The sequence below is a fragment of the uncultured Winogradskyella sp. genome (assembly GCF_963975125.1).
Taxonomy (GTDB): domain Bacteria; phylum Bacteroidota; class Bacteroidia; order Flavobacteriales; family Flavobacteriaceae; genus Winogradskyella.
The window spans coordinates 16162-30420 of the sequence record NZ_CAXBGB010000001.1 but is presented as its reverse complement, the minus strand read 5'-3'; the positions used below and the strand labels follow the sequence as shown (position 1 = coordinate 30420).

The following is a 14259-nucleotide window of genomic DNA, read 5'->3' as shown; positions in this document are numbered from 1 at the left end:
TTAACCAGATAAAAATAAAAAGAAGTCTATTTTGAAGGTAATATCCAATCGTGGTGTTTATAATGATACCATTCCTCATTTGCGATGTCAACTTTCGGATCTATGAGTTGTTTCGATGGCCTTCCATTAACACTTACGTAGGCTCTTACATATACCCGAACTGTTTTACCTTTTTTTGCGAAACTTTGTTTTAAATACTGAGCGAATTGCCAAATTATATCTGGCTTTGTACTCGCGCCTCGTTGCTGTTTCTCAGTAAGGTAATCGTTTAACCTTATAGGAATAGCACTATTGGTTTCTTCATCAATAACAGAATAAGAGACGTTTCCACTTTTAGCCCGTAGCATCATTCTCCATGATAGCCTGTGACCTTCTTCTGTCCATAATACATCATCTTTAAAAAAATGATGACGTAATGGAAGTGCTATGTGAATTAAAAAATAAACAGAAAATAGACTTATTATAACAGTACTATATTTTGGTGTAATAATTTCGTTAGCATTGTAAAATTCTTTTTTCTTAAGGAATAAATTTCTAATTGAATTAGATTCAAAAAAAAACAAACTAAAAGCTAAAGACAGATAAGGGAATATGCCAATTTGAAAAACAATAGAATTAAAAAGATGAAAGAATATCGAAGCAAAAAAAGCATACTTCCGTGTTGGTTTAAAAAGTAGTAATGGGATTATAAGGCCATCAAACAAAATACCACCATAAGAAATAAAATAGTGTACTGGTTTTTGCTGCATAAGTTCGCCAACTAATGGGTAACTTGCTTTACCTTTCATAAGTATAGCCACAACTGATGTGTCTAGCCAATCTGGATATAATTTTGCAATAGAAGCATAAGTGTAAAGGATAAATAACTGAATTACAAAAATCCACTTGCACCAACTCGGCATAGATAAGCGTTTTAGTGATGGATTAAATTTTACATCTAAGGACGCATAACGATTTGCAGGTAGAAGCACCATTAAAAAACTCAATAACATAAGCAAATAATAATGGTTATTGTAGGATGCTTTTTGCATTAGGTAAGTGGCTGTCCACATTATAGCAAACATTAACATGCTAAATCGGTATTTGTATCCAACCATTATTAACAATCCAAAAATTCCCATGACGATGTAATAGACATACATCCAATCTCCAGACAATGGTTGTAACCATTCAAAGCCAATAAAGGAAAAGGTGAATTCGGGTTCGATTAATGTGCGTCTTACCCAACCTGTAAATAGAGCACCAACGGATTCTAAAAAACACAATAAGCCAAAGATGATTCTAAAAACAATAAGCCCAGAATTATCAATATGTTTAAATAGAAACCTATTCATTTATTGCGTTAGTATAATCTAAAGCATTTACCTTATCTTTTTTAAGTTGAACCTTCAAAGCTTCAAGATTTTCGAATTTTTGTTCACTTCGCAGACGTTTTAGGAATTCGATTTTTAATTCAACATCATAGATATCGTTATTAAAATTAAAAAAATGAACTTCTATAGATCGTGTTTTTCCATCAACTGTAGGATTGGATCCTATGTTCATCATGCCATAAATAATCTCATTTCTAAATCGAGATTTTACCACATAGACTCCGTCATTTGGGATTAACTTATAGGATTCTTTAATATGTATGTTTGCCGTTGGGAATTCTATAGTTCTTCCCAAGCCTTTTCCTTTAATTACAGTTCCAGTAATAAAATAATTGTAGCCTAAAAATGAATTCGCTAAGGCAACCTCACCTTTGTCTAAAGCATTTCTAATTTTTGTAGAACTTACTGTAACGTCTTTAATATCTTGTGCTGAGATTTCTTCTACCTTAAAATCATAGTGTTGAGCAAAAGCTTTTAAGTCTTTTATATTTGCACTTCTATTTTTTCCGAAATGATGATCGTAGCCAATTACAACTTGTTTAGTGTTCAATTCGTTTACTAAGATGTTTTTTACATAATCTTTTGCTGAAAGGTTGGCAAATTCTTTTGTAAATTCTTTTACTATGACCTCTTTAATACCTAATGATTTTAAGATTTCAATACGCTCATTTATAGTATTTAGTAATTTAATAGAATTATTTTTTTGAAGAACCATTCTTGGATGCGGAAACAAAGTTAAAACAACAGGAACATAGTCTTGTCTTTTTGCATGTTTTACGACTTGCATTAGTATTTTTTGGTGACCAATATGGACACCATCGAAGGTTCCTATAGTTGTAACTTTTGCTGAATTCGCAATCAAACCGTGTGTTTTGTTAATTTTTAATATTTTATTAGTATTATAAATCATGTTTGTTAAAAAAATCATAAATTCGGAGAATTTTAATTTTCTACACAAAAACTTATGAAAACAAAGCTACATTTTGTTTTGTCATTATTCATGTTTTTATCGGTATTTTCCGCTTTAGCACAACAGAGCTATTGGCAGAAAACGAATAGAACAGACCTAAATATAAATGGCAACACGACTACTTTAAAACAAAAATTTTATCAAACATATCAGTTAGATATAGATGCATTTAAAGCTGAATTAGTAAATACGCCTTTGCGTTCTACCACTACTACAATCTCTAATTCTAGAGTTTATCTTCCTAATATAAAAGGAGAATTAGAACGATTTAGCATTGTTGAAGCTCCAATTTTATCAGAAGAATTATCGAATCTGTATCCTAATATTAAAACCTATTTAGGTTTTAGTATAGAAAACCCAGGGACTAGAGCACGTTTCAGTGTCACACCTCAAGGATTGCAAACGATGATTACTTACCCAGATGCGCCAATGAATTTTACAGTGCCATTAAGTAAAACTGACAACACCTCTTACATTGTTTATAATAGAGAGGCTAGAACAGAAGACTTAAAGAATTTTGAATGTTTAACAGAAGATGAATTCTTACCTATTGATACTAGTGGTATTGCTAATAGAAATGCCAACGACCAAACTTTGAGAACTTTTAGAATTGCAATTTCTACAACCGGAGAATATACTGATTTTTGGGACGACGGTAATGCAGGTAACGGAAATGCACAAGAAGATGCGTTGGCACAAGTAGTATCAACTCTAAATAGAAGTAATGAAGTATTTGAAGTTGATATGGCGGTAACTTTTACTTTAGTTACCGGAACTGAAATTATTTTCCCTAATGGAGCTACAGATCCTTATAATGGTAGTTTTAATGGTGAGTTACAAAACACATTAACCACCACTATTGGTGAAGCTAATTATGATATTGGGCATTTATTTGTTTTTGGTGGTAATAATGGAAATGCAGGTTGTATAGGTTGTGTATGTGTTGATGGTAATAAAGGAAGTGGATTTTCTGGACACCAATTTACAGATAACGATGGTGGACCATTTATGTCGGACTTTTTTGATATTGATTATGTGCCTCATGAAATAGGTCACCAATTGGGTGGTAATCACACATTCTCTCATGTAAATGAAGGAGCAGGTGTAAATGCAGAACCAGGTAGTGGAACAACAATAATGGGTTATGCTGGTATTACTGGTGCTAATGATGTACAAGACCATTCCGATCCTTATTTTCATTATTATAGTATTGTTCAAATATTAGGAAATTTAGAAAATAGAACCTGCTGGATTGGTACAGCTATAACCAATAATGTGCCAGTTGCAGATGCAGGATCTAATTATACGATTCCTACAGGCACAGCTTTTGTATTACAAGGTTCTGCTACAGATGTAGATGGAGGAGATGTATTAACTTACACTTGGGAGCAAATAGACGACGGAACTACAATTTCAAGTAATTTTGGGCCTGATAAAACTTCAGGAGCAATTTGGAGATCTAGACCACCAAGCACAAATACAGATCGTTATATGCCAATTATAGAGCGTGTTATTTCTGGGCAATTAACAGAAACTAACCCTTTTGAAACAGCTGATAATTCTTCATGGGAAACAGTTTCAAATGTAGGTAGAGCTTTAAATTTTGCTTTAACAATTAGAGATAGAAGTGAAGCTAATGGTGTTGGACAAACGCCTCAGAGCAATTTTGATACAATGACCGTAACTGTAGAAGGTTCTGCAGGTCCATTTGCTGTAACATCTCAATCCACAAATGAAACTTGGGATGCTGGTTCTACTCAAACTGTAAATTGGGATGTTGCTGGAACAAACGGAGGAGCAGTGAATACGCCAACAGTGAATATTCTTTTATCAATTGACGGAGGATTTACATATCCTTATGTTATGGCTTCAGATGTACCAAATGATGGTTCGCATAGTGTTACAGTGCCAATAACTGGCAGTGATTCATCTACAGTGAGAGTTAAAGTCGAAGGGAATAATAATATTTTTTATGCGATTAACTCGACCAATTTTTCATTGCAGGAATCGGAATTTGTTTTGAGTTTGCCTAATAATTTAGTTGATGTTTGTTCACCTGGTGATGCAGTATATAACTTTACATATAATACATTCTTAGGGTTTAGTGATGTTACAACATTTAGTGCAACAGGTTTACCTGCTGATGCTACAGCTGTCTTTGCTCCAACAACGGCAAGTGCTAATGCAACAAATGTAACTCTAACTATATCTGGTACAGGTGCTTTAGCCGTTGGTAATTATCCATTTACATTGGTTGGTACATCTGGTTCAATAACAAAAACAGCCGATGTAGAGTTTAATGTTTATAACACAAACTTGGCAACTTTAAATTTATTAACTCCGAGTGATGGAGCAATTGGTGTTGAGGCAGATGCGGCAATATTTTCTTGGGATGCGGATCTAAATGCTACAGCTTATGAAATCGATGTTGCGACAGATGCTACTTTTACCAATATTGTAGCCGGAACGGTGGTAAACAATCCAAATTTTACAGTAACCACTTTAAATGTTGTAACACAATACTTCTGGCGTGTTAGAGGAATTAATGACTGCGGTACCGGAGCATATTCACAAGCAAGTTTTACCACTGCTAATATTTTGTGTTCAAATTATGATGCTTCAGATACTCCATTAAATGTACCTGATAACAATCCATTTGGAGTTAATTCAGTAATAAATATTCCTACAACATCTACTATTACCGATGTTAACGTCACTGTTAATTTAACCCATACTTGGGTAGCAGATTTAACCATAAAATTAATAGCACCAAATGGTACGGAAATTTTGCTTTCTGCTTCAAATGGTGGTAATGGAGATAATTATACAAATACAGTTTTTGATAGTGATGCAATTGAGCCGATAGGTTCTGGTGCAGCACCTTTTACTGGCACTTTTCAACCAGAGGGAGATTTATCTCAGCTCAATGGAAGTTTTTCTGGTGGTGATTGGACTTTAAATGTCATAGATACGGATTTATTCCTTTCAGGAACTCTAGATAACTGGTCATTAGAGGTATGCGGAGTACCACAAACAGATAGTGATAATGATGGTTCACCAGATGATTCTGATAATTGCCCTGATATAGCAAATGCAGATCAAGAAGATATAGATAACGATAATATTGGTGATGTTTGTGACGATGATATTGATGGTGATGGTGTTTTAAATGTTGATGACAATTGTCCTACAATTCCTAATTCAGATCAATCTGATGTTAATGGTAATGGTATTGGTGATTTGTGCGATACCGAATGCGGACTATTTGATTCTTCAGATACACCTATAGCTATTCCAGACAACTTTGACAATGGTATTGATTCTAGTATTGATTTTACTGATGCATTTACAATAACAGATGTTAATGTAACGGTTAATATTACGCATACATATGATGGTGATTTAACTTTAATTCTCACAAGCCCTTCAGGAACGTCTGCTGTTTTATCAACTCAAAATGGAGGTAATGAAAATAATTTTATTGCTACGGTATTTGATGATGATGCAGACATATCTATTCAAGGTGGAGCAGCACCATTTACGGGTGCCTTCTTTCCAGAAGAGGCATTGGCCATATTTAATGATGAAAGTTCTGGAGGTATTTGGACCTTAAATGTTGCAGATGGATTTGGACAAGATACAGGAACAATTGATAGCTGGTCACTAGAAGTCTGTGGGCTTCTACCACTTTCTGTTGCAGAATATGATGGTTTCAATGCGTTTAGAATTTATCCTAATCCAAATCAAGGAAGTTTTAATGTTGAAATTGATAATCCTATCTCTAGAAATATTGACATTATGGTTTTTGATATTAATGGAAGACAGATTTTTGATAAACGATTTAGATCAGAACCGAGTTTTAATGAGCCTATTAATTTAGGACATATACAATCGGGGATTTATCTTGTAACGATTAAAGATGGAACAAATGTATTAAACCAAAAGGTTATTGTAAATTAGTAACCTTATTATATTACAGATAGAAAAGACTGCGAAAAGCGGTCTTTTTTATTTTCCATTAAACTGATTCATGGTATTATTTACACCAGCTAAAGCAAAAGATTTTATAAGATCTGAAGCCATTTTTAAACGCTCGTCTAATTTTAAATTTTCGTCGTCACTCCATTCTCCAAGTACAAAATCTACTTGTCTTCCTTTACTAAAAATATCGCTTATTCCAAATCTAAAGCGGTTATATTTAGTGGTTTGTAACTTGTCTTGAATATCTTTTAAACCGTTATGACCACCATCACTACCTTTTGTTTTTAATCTGAGAGATCCAAATGGTAAATTAAGGTCGTCAGTGATGACCAAGAGGTTTTCTAATGGTATTTTTTCTTTTTCTAACCAGTATTTTATAGCCTTGCCACTCAGGTTCATAAAGGTACTAGGCTTTAAGAGAATGAGTGTGCGCCCTTTTATTTTTAAAGTAGTTAAGTCACCAAGTTTTAAAGTTTCAAACGGAATCTCTTCAGTTTTAACTAAATGATCTAAAATTTTAAAACCAATATTATGTCTGGTATCAGCATATTTTTCACCAATGTTTCCTAAGCCAACAATTAAGAACTTTTTCATGATATCTATTTCCTCTTTTTCTTCCTTATAACCAAAGCGAAGCCATCTTTTTAAAAACTTACACATTTAATATACACTTTGTGTAAAAATAAAAAAAGCATTCTGTAAAAGAATGCTTTTTTAATATATGAAATAGTTTTTATCTATTCTTGCGCTGCTTCAGCTGCTGGTGCATCTCCGCCTTCGGCAGTTGCTCCTTCTGCAGTTTCCTCACCTTCTTCACCTTCTTCTTCATCTACAATTGCTAATCTACTACGTCTTACTTGACATACAACAGTGTTATCTGGGTGTAAGAATTTGTAATCTTCATTCTCTAATTCAGTGATGTAAAGCTTACTTCCAATTTTCAAAGGAGTAATATCTATTTCAATAAAATCAGGAAGTTTAGAAGGAATAGCTTTTACTCTGAGCTTACGGAATGGTTTTCTTAATGTACCACCATTTAAAACTCCTAAAGACGCTCCTGTAGTGTGTACAGGAATTTCCATGGTAATAGCCTTGTTATCGAAAATCTGATAAAAATCAACATGTAGAATTCTATCTGTTACTGCGTGAAATTGAATATCTTGCATAATAGCATTGTATTCTTCACCATTATCTAGGGTAATCACAACTGTATGCGCGCTAGCTGTATATACAAGTTTTGAGAATGCCAATTCTGGTGCTGAAAAATGCAATGGCTTGTCTCCTCCGTATATAACGCAAGGAACCTGACCAGCATTACGTATGGCTTTTGTTGCCTTTTTGCCTACGCTTTCTCTCTGAGATCCGTTAATTGTAATTGATTTCATTTTTGAAATGTTTATTTAATAAATATTTAATTCCCTCATTTTGAGGGCTGCAAATTTAGAAATAATATATGAAAATACTAGTGTTTAATAGCTATTTTTTTATTCATTGTTTACAACGGACTTTTTAGCACATCATGGTTTTATTTGTGCAATTGTGATCAGCTCAAATTTATGGATTTCAAAGGGCTGTTTTTTGGGTATTTTCTTCCGTTCAAAAATTTACCAATAAAAGTAGCCCTTACTAAATAATGATAACTGAGAAAACAGATAAATGCCGTTAACGATAAAACAATCAGAAATTTAATAACAGCTGGTATCGGTATTTTCCAGATAAATGCAGGAATAAGAGCGGTAATTGGCAAATGGATTAAATATACCCAATATGATGAATCGGATATGTAACGCATTCTTACCGAGTGTTTATTGCCATAACGGATAAAAAGTCCTGTAATTCCAAACAGAAAAAGGCTAACCACTACCGAACTGTACAGAATTATTATACTAGAGTTTGTATTTGGTGCTAAACCTAAACTTTGAATAGTTAAACCTTGTATTATAGCCAAAACGATTGCCAAAATAGTACAAACCAAACCGTAGTGTACAAATGTGTCTAAATGATATTTTGATTTGAATAAAAGCCACCCTGTGAGGTAGAAAAAAAGATAAAATATAAAGGTGTTTAAATCTGGAATCAAGGAAACTGAAGCCTCTACCATAGAAGTTTCTAAAAAGGTTAATATTAAGAATATAGAGCCCGAAAAAACTAAAATTCTGATTAAAGGCCTTTTAATCACCCAATCGAAAACCTTGGTTAATTTTTGGGTTACATACCTTATTTTTTTAAGTGATAATGCTAATAATACTGTGAACGCAGTTATTAAGGCTAAATAATATAAGAACCATAAATGGGATGTTGTTTTGGGCAAAAAAGTTAAAATATTTAATAATGGTTCTAATGCAATTTTTAACGGGTTTTCTTGATTTGAGAAAACCGCATCAGTATAGCCAAATACCAATACAGTAATTGGCCAAAGAATAAATAGAAAAATAAGAAATGGGAAAACTATTCTTGAAATCCGATTTTTTATCATTCGTTTGGGTTGCCTTTCGTAAAATAGCATAGCACCAAAAAAGCCTGCAACTAAGAAAAAAATTGGCATTCTAAAAGCGTGAATCAAAAATACAATTGAATCGCTAAAAATATGTGTTGTGTTTGGGTCTTTCAATGACCAAGCATCTCCGTGATCTGTTACATTATAGGTTAAAGCGGAATGTAAAACCAATCCTAATATCATCATAATCGCACGTAGAGAATCCAAAGCATGAATTCGTTCTGTTTTGTGCGATTTCCGGTTCAATTGTTAAGTCTTATCTTTGGGTTAGCTAAAATTGAGTTCGTAATTTTTTAAGCTAATTATCATCTTTTTTTACATTACAAACTTATTACTAATAGACTTATTGTGATGTACGTTATACATAACTTCTGCAAATAAATCTGCACAACTTAGAACTCTTAATTTTTGGCTCTCTTTTTTTAGAGGAATAGAGTCAGTGACTATTAATTCTTCGAGTTTAGAAGCTTCAAGTTTTTCATAAGCACTACCAGATAAAATAGGATGTGTACAAATAGCTCTTACACTTTTTGCTCCGCGCTCCATCATTAAATCTGCTGCCTTAGTTAAAGTTCCTGCAGTATCAACCATATCATCTACTAAAACCACATTTTTTCCTGTAACGTCTCCAATGAGTTCCATATGAGAAATGATATTTGCTTTAGCACGTTGTTTGTAGCAAATTACGACATCACTTTTTAAAGCTTTTGAATAGGCGTAAGCACGTTTAGAACCTCCCATATCCGGAGAAGCAATGGTTAAATTATCTAGGTTTAAATTTTTTAAATAAGGCAAAAATACAGTTGAAGCAAATAAGTGATCCACGGGTTTCTCAAAGAATCCTTGTATCTGGTCTGCATGCAAATCCATAGTAATAATACGAGTAGCACCTGCTACCTCTAACATTTTTGCAACTAATTTTGCTGCGATAGGCACCCTTGGCTTGTCTTTTCTATCTTGTCTTGCCCAACCAAAATACGGCATAACAGCTGTAATGTGTCTTGCAGATGCACGCTTTGCAGCATCAATCATTAGCAACATTTCCATTAAATTCTCAGGGCCAGGATTTGTAGAACCAATAATAAAAATACGTGTTCCACGAATGGATTCTTCGTAAGATGGCTGAAATTCACCGTCACTATAGGTCGATGTAATAACATTACCTAATTTAACTCCGTAAGCCTTAGCGATTTGTTCTGCTAGGTATCGACTTTGAGTACACGTAAAAATTTTGGCTTCGGTAGTTTCGTATGACATTTGTTATCAGGGATTTAGTGGGTTGTTGATTGATTTATAGCAAAGTTCAAATTTAGAAAATTATTTTACTAGTTAAAGCATAAAACCTACTAATTTTGATTGATTGGGAGAAAATATTTTCTATTTTTGCAGTCCAAAATTGCTCAAGTGGCGGAATTGGTAGACGCGCTGGATTCAAAATCCAGTGACTTCGGTCGTGTGGGTTCGATTCCCACCTTGAGTACTGTTATAAGCCCTAATAATCATTTGATTTTTAGGGCTTATATTATAAACATGTAACTACAGAGTAACATGTTTATGTGATACTATTCAGTATCACAGCATTCTCTCAAATAGAAGTTTTGAGAATTTCAATGAAATTGCTAACAATAAAGTGCCTGCAGGCTATACACTTACTAATAAGGCAGCCACTAGCTATTTTGCTTGCGTTGGAGCTGAAAGCGTTTTTGCTTACACTACTTCTTGTGATACTAGTACCTCGATGGTTCTATTCACTCTGCCTTTCTTGATAACATCTCTATAAGTTATTAGAGCTTTGAGAATCGCAATCTTCCGAAAGAAACAGAAATGAGCAAATTTTATTCACTTTATTTTAACTGAAGCATATTGCTTTTTAATTGTAACTTTGATTTATCCCAAATGAATTAATTATGTTAGAAAATTTTTGGTTCAATGTAAAAATTGGCATTGATCATATATTAGATATAAACGGTTACGACCATGTGCTTTTCTTAATGGTACTTGCAGTGCCTTATGTGTTTAAAGACTGGAAACGAGTTTTGGTTTTGGTTTCGCTTTTTACAGTAGGTCATTCCATATCCTTAGTTTTAGGTGCTTATGATGTTGTTAGTGTTAACGGAGAATTGGTCGAATTTCTAATTCCAATGACTATATTAATTACAGCGATTTATAATGTACTTACTGCTGGTAAAAAGGATAGAGGAAGTAAAATAGGCTTGTTGTTTTTTACAACTTTATTTTTTGGGCTTATCCATGGATTTGGTTTTGCTAGAGAGTTTAAAATGATAGCAGATAACTCTCTAGTCTTTCTTATAGAATTTGCTCTAGGAATTGAGATTGCACAGGTCATCATTGTATTTGTTGTATTGTTTTTTGGCTTCTTGTTTCAAACTATCTTCAGGTTTTCGCGTCGGGATTGGGTGATGGTGCTTTCATCTATCGTTGTTGGGTTGGTGATTACTATGGTAATTTAAAGTGATTTTTTAAAGTAGAATTTAAAGTTTGGTAAAACTTTAACTGATAGTAAATTGGTTATAAAATACTAACCTTTTATATTCGTTGTTAACATTGTACTACAATTATTTTTAATGCCAAAGAAAAAACAGTTACGTTACGATAAAGCTTATTTACGCATTGCAAAAGAATGGGGGAAATTATCTCATTGTAAACGCAAACAAGTCGGTGCACTTATCGTTAAAGACCGAATGATAATTTCTGACGGCTATAATGGTACACCTACAGGTTTTGAGAATTATTGTGAAGATGACGAAGGTTATACCAAATGGTACGTATTGCATGCCGAAGCTAATGCAATTTTAAAAGTGGCATCATCCACACAATCATGCAAAGGAGCAACCCTCTATATTACATTATCGCCATGCAAAGAGTGTAGTAAGTTGATTCATCAAGCAGGTATAATTAGGGTGGTTTATCACAAAGGTTATAAAGATGGTTCGGGCTTACAGTTTTTAGAAAAAGCAGGTATAGAATTAGAATATATTGAAGATTTAAAAGCTTAATGCCAACAAAAGACAAATACATACCACTAATTATTGGTGTTGCAATTGCAGCAGGTGTAGTTATTGGCGGAAAATTAAATTTCACGGATACGTCTGATAATCTTTTTACTACTAATAGTAAAAAAGATAAACTCAACCGTTTAATTGATTATATAGATTACGAGTATGTTGACGATATTAATACCGATAGTATTGTTGATGTTACAGTAAATGGTATCTTAGATAATTTAGATCCACACTCAACTTATATTCCAAAAGAAGATTTACAACGAATCACCGAAAATATGAAGGGTGATTTCGTTGGTATTGGAATTAACTTTTATCCATATAAAGATACAATAGCTGTAGTAAAACCAACTGAATACGGCCCAAGTGAACGCGCCGGAATTATGAGTGGTGATCGCATTCTTTTGGCTGATGGCGATACGATTTTTGGGAGAGATATTACCAACGATATCATAACTCAAAAGCTTAAAGGAGATAAAAACACAAAGGTTAAACTAACGGTTTACAGAAAAGGTGAAGATGACTTATTAGAATTTGAAGTAAAGCGAAAAAATATACCAATAAAGAGTGTAGAAGCTGCTTACATGTTAACCGACCAATTAGGTTACATAAAAATGAATCGTTTTGCAGAAACTACTTATAAAGAATTTAAGTTAGCTCTAGAGGGGCTTCAAGATCAGGGAGCTACAAAATTAGCTTTAGATTTACGTGACAATCCTGGTGGATTTTTGGGTATTGCTGAGCAAATTGCAGATGAATTTTTAGAAGATGATAAGCTGATTTTATTTACAAAAGATAAAAAGGGAAGAGAAGAACGCACATACGCCACCAACAGGGGCGATTTTGAAGAAGGGGAAATTTATATATTAATCAATGAAAATTCCGCATCTGCTAGTGAGGTCATTGCAGGCGCACTTCAAGATAACGATAAAGGTATTATTATTGGACGACGCTCCTATGGAAAAGGTCTTGTACAACGCGAAATGGCTTTGGGAGATGGAAGTGCTGTTCGCTTAACTGTTTCTAGATATTATACGCCTACAGGTCGCTCAATCCAAAGACCCTATACTAATGGGAACAACACAAGTTATTATAATGATTACTACAAGCGTTTAAGAACAGGTGAGTTTGCAGATAAAGAAAACATAGATGTTGATGATTCGTTAAAATTCACAACACCAAAAGGTAAAGTGGTTTACGGAGGAGGTGGTATAATTCCAGATGTATTTGTACCAGTAGATCGTTTGTTTAACAATGAGACTGTTAATTACCTGCGGAGGAGAGGGTATTTTGGTTATTTTGTTTTTGAAGAATTAGATAAAGATAGAAACGTCTTTAGTGATGTTTCTAAGTACGATTTCATTAATAATTATGAAGTAAGTGACGATATCGTTGTTCGTTTTCAGGAATATGTCAACAAAAGAGAACGTACTAACATTACTTTTGTTGCCTACAATGATGAAATAAGACGCTTAATAAAAGCAACACTTGCACGTCAGTTATTTGATGATAATGCCTTTGAAGAGATTATTAATAAGGAAGATGTGATGGTACAAGAAGTAATACTTTTAAGTACCGAGTATCCAAATTTTAAGCAGTAATACTATATTAAATTTTATCGTGAATTTTGGTGTGTTTTCCATCGTTCCAAAGTGTTAGAATATCAGTAGCAACTTGAGACCCACTTCCACAAGCCATAGCAAATTGACTTCTCCAGCCAGCTAAAGTACCAGCAACGTATAGATTGTCTTCAATTAGATGATCTGTATTTTTTAACCAAATTCTATCTTTTTCTACGGCTGCTCTTGGATGAGTTTCTATGTAATTTCCCAAGCCTTTTATGGTAATTAAACTGGTGTAGCCAACTGCAATGATTACAATTTTTGATTGATAAGTGTTTTTATTAGTAGTGACAACGAATCCTTCAGAATGCTTTTTTATAGCTGTAACTTTTTCGTTTTCAAGTAGAGTTACATGAGGATATAAGTCATTGAGTTGTTGCTTACCGTCTTTTAAAACATCTCTACCCAAAGTGCCTGGTGCCAATCCTAAAACATTATTAAATAATGCGTTTTGAAGGTGCGAGGTTTTTTGATGCGTTATAATTGCAACCTTCTTTTCTTTTGCAAAAGCTTTATCTTTTGCAGAGCCCAAAACTAATGCACAAGATAAACCAGCTGCTCCACCACCAATAATTAAAACATCAAAAATCATTAACGTCTTTTATCTAATTTTTCAATTTTTTTTGAAATCCTAAGAATTTGTAATAAGATGATAGCGCATAGTGCTACAATTATAGTGAGTATTGCAGTATAACTTTCATCTTCAAAGAGCGCTTCAAAATTTAATTTAGTAGCGTTGAAAATGATAAGAGCTATAGCAATAATCGTTAAAGCAATTGTAAATATCTTCATG

Annotated in this window: 12 protein-coding genes and 1 tRNA gene; 5 read left to right on the top strand and 8 right to left on the bottom strand. The window is 33.5% G+C overall.

What is annotated here, in order from left to right; all coding sequences use genetic code 11:
• Positions 1-26: 26 nt before the first annotated feature.
• Positions 27-1334: an HTTM domain-containing protein gene (locus tag AAC053_RS00120; RefSeq protein ID WP_339751292.1), complete on the bottom strand. Its 1308-nt coding sequence runs from the start codon at positions 1332-1334 to the stop codon at positions 27-29.
• The gene (locus AAC053_RS00115; protein WP_339751290.1) at positions 1327-2301 is read right to left on the bottom strand and encodes a bifunctional riboflavin kinase/FAD synthetase; all 975 of its coding nucleotides are present in this window, start codon (positions 2299-2301) and stop codon (positions 1327-1329) included. Before AAC053_RS00115 ends, AAC053_RS00120 begins: the two co-directional genes overlap by 8 nt.
• A 36-nt stretch (positions 2302-2337) precedes the next feature.
• Between AAC053_RS00115 and AAC053_RS00110 the strand changes: the two genes are divergently transcribed.
• Positions 2338-6303: a proprotein convertase P-domain-containing protein gene (locus AAC053_RS00110; protein WP_339751288.1), complete on the top strand. Its 3966-nt coding sequence runs from the start codon at positions 2338-2340 to the stop codon at positions 6301-6303.
• Between the two features lie 48 nt (positions 6304-6351).
• Here the strand turns inward: AAC053_RS00110 and pth are convergent, their stop codons facing one another.
• The 4 genes from pth to AAC053_RS00090 all read right to left on the bottom strand — a co-directional run bounded on the left by pth (position 6352) and on the right by AAC053_RS00090 (position 10078).
• Positions 6352-6984, bottom strand: coding sequence for an aminoacyl-tRNA hydrolase (gene pth / locus AAC053_RS00105; protein ID WP_339751286.1), 633 nt, complete (start codon positions 6982-6984; stop codon positions 6352-6354).
• Positions 6985-7061: 77 nt separating this feature from the next.
• Positions 7062-7709, bottom strand: a complete 648-nt coding sequence (locus AAC053_RS00100; RefSeq protein ID WP_339751284.1) for a 50S ribosomal protein L25/general stress protein Ctc — start codon at positions 7707-7709, stop codon at positions 7062-7064.
• Between the two features lie 158 nt (positions 7710-7867).
• A complete protein-coding gene (locus tag AAC053_RS00095; RefSeq protein ID WP_339751282.1) occupies positions 7868-9067 on the bottom strand; it encodes an acyltransferase family protein in 1200 nt (399 codons plus the stop codon).
• Between the two features lie 69 nt (positions 9068-9136).
• Positions 9137-10078 (bottom strand): ribose-phosphate pyrophosphokinase, encoded by a 942-nt coding sequence (locus tag AAC053_RS00090; RefSeq protein WP_339751279.1) that lies wholly within the window; start codon positions 10076-10078, stop codon positions 9137-9139.
• 141 nt (positions 10079-10219) lie between these two features.
• On the opposite strand from AAC053_RS00090, the gene AAC053_RS00085 reads away from it, so the two are divergent.
• The 4 genes from AAC053_RS00085 (at position 10220) to AAC053_RS00070 (ending at position 13445) form a co-directional block, all read left to right on the top strand.
• Positions 10220-10301: transfer RNA gene (locus AAC053_RS00085), tRNA-Leu, on the top strand.
• A 427-nt stretch (positions 10302-10728) separates the two neighbouring features.
• Entirely contained in the window at positions 10729-11292 is a 564-nt protein-coding gene (locus AAC053_RS00080) for a HupE/UreJ family protein (RefSeq protein WP_339751277.1), read from the top strand.
• A gap of 114 nt (positions 11293-11406) precedes the next feature.
• The gene (locus tag AAC053_RS00075) at positions 11407-11838 is read left to right on the top strand and encodes a dCMP deaminase family protein (RefSeq protein ID WP_339751275.1); all 432 of its coding nucleotides are present in this window, start codon (positions 11407-11409) and stop codon (positions 11836-11838) included.
• Complete coding sequence (locus tag AAC053_RS00070; RefSeq protein WP_339751273.1) at positions 11838-13445, top strand: S41 family peptidase; 1608 nt, start codon at positions 11838-11840, stop codon at positions 13443-13445. The genes AAC053_RS00075 and AAC053_RS00070 overlap by 1 nt, the downstream gene beginning before the upstream one ends.
• 7 nt (positions 13446-13452) lie before the next feature.
• Here the strand turns inward: AAC053_RS00070 and AAC053_RS00065 are convergent, their stop codons facing one another.
• Together AAC053_RS00065 and AAC053_RS00060 are read right to left on the bottom strand one after the other, a co-directional pair.
• On the bottom strand, positions 13453-14058 hold the full coding sequence (locus tag AAC053_RS00065; RefSeq protein WP_339751270.1) for an NAD(P)-binding domain-containing protein: 606 nt from the start codon (positions 14056-14058) through the stop codon (positions 13453-13455).
• Positions 14058-14258 carry a hypothetical protein gene (locus AAC053_RS00060; protein WP_339751268.1) on the bottom strand — a complete coding sequence of 67 codons (201 nt, stop codon included), beginning with the start codon at positions 14256-14258 and terminating at the stop codon, positions 14058-14060. Before AAC053_RS00060 ends, AAC053_RS00065 begins: the two co-directional genes overlap by 1 nt.
• Position 14259 lies beyond the last annotated feature (1 nt).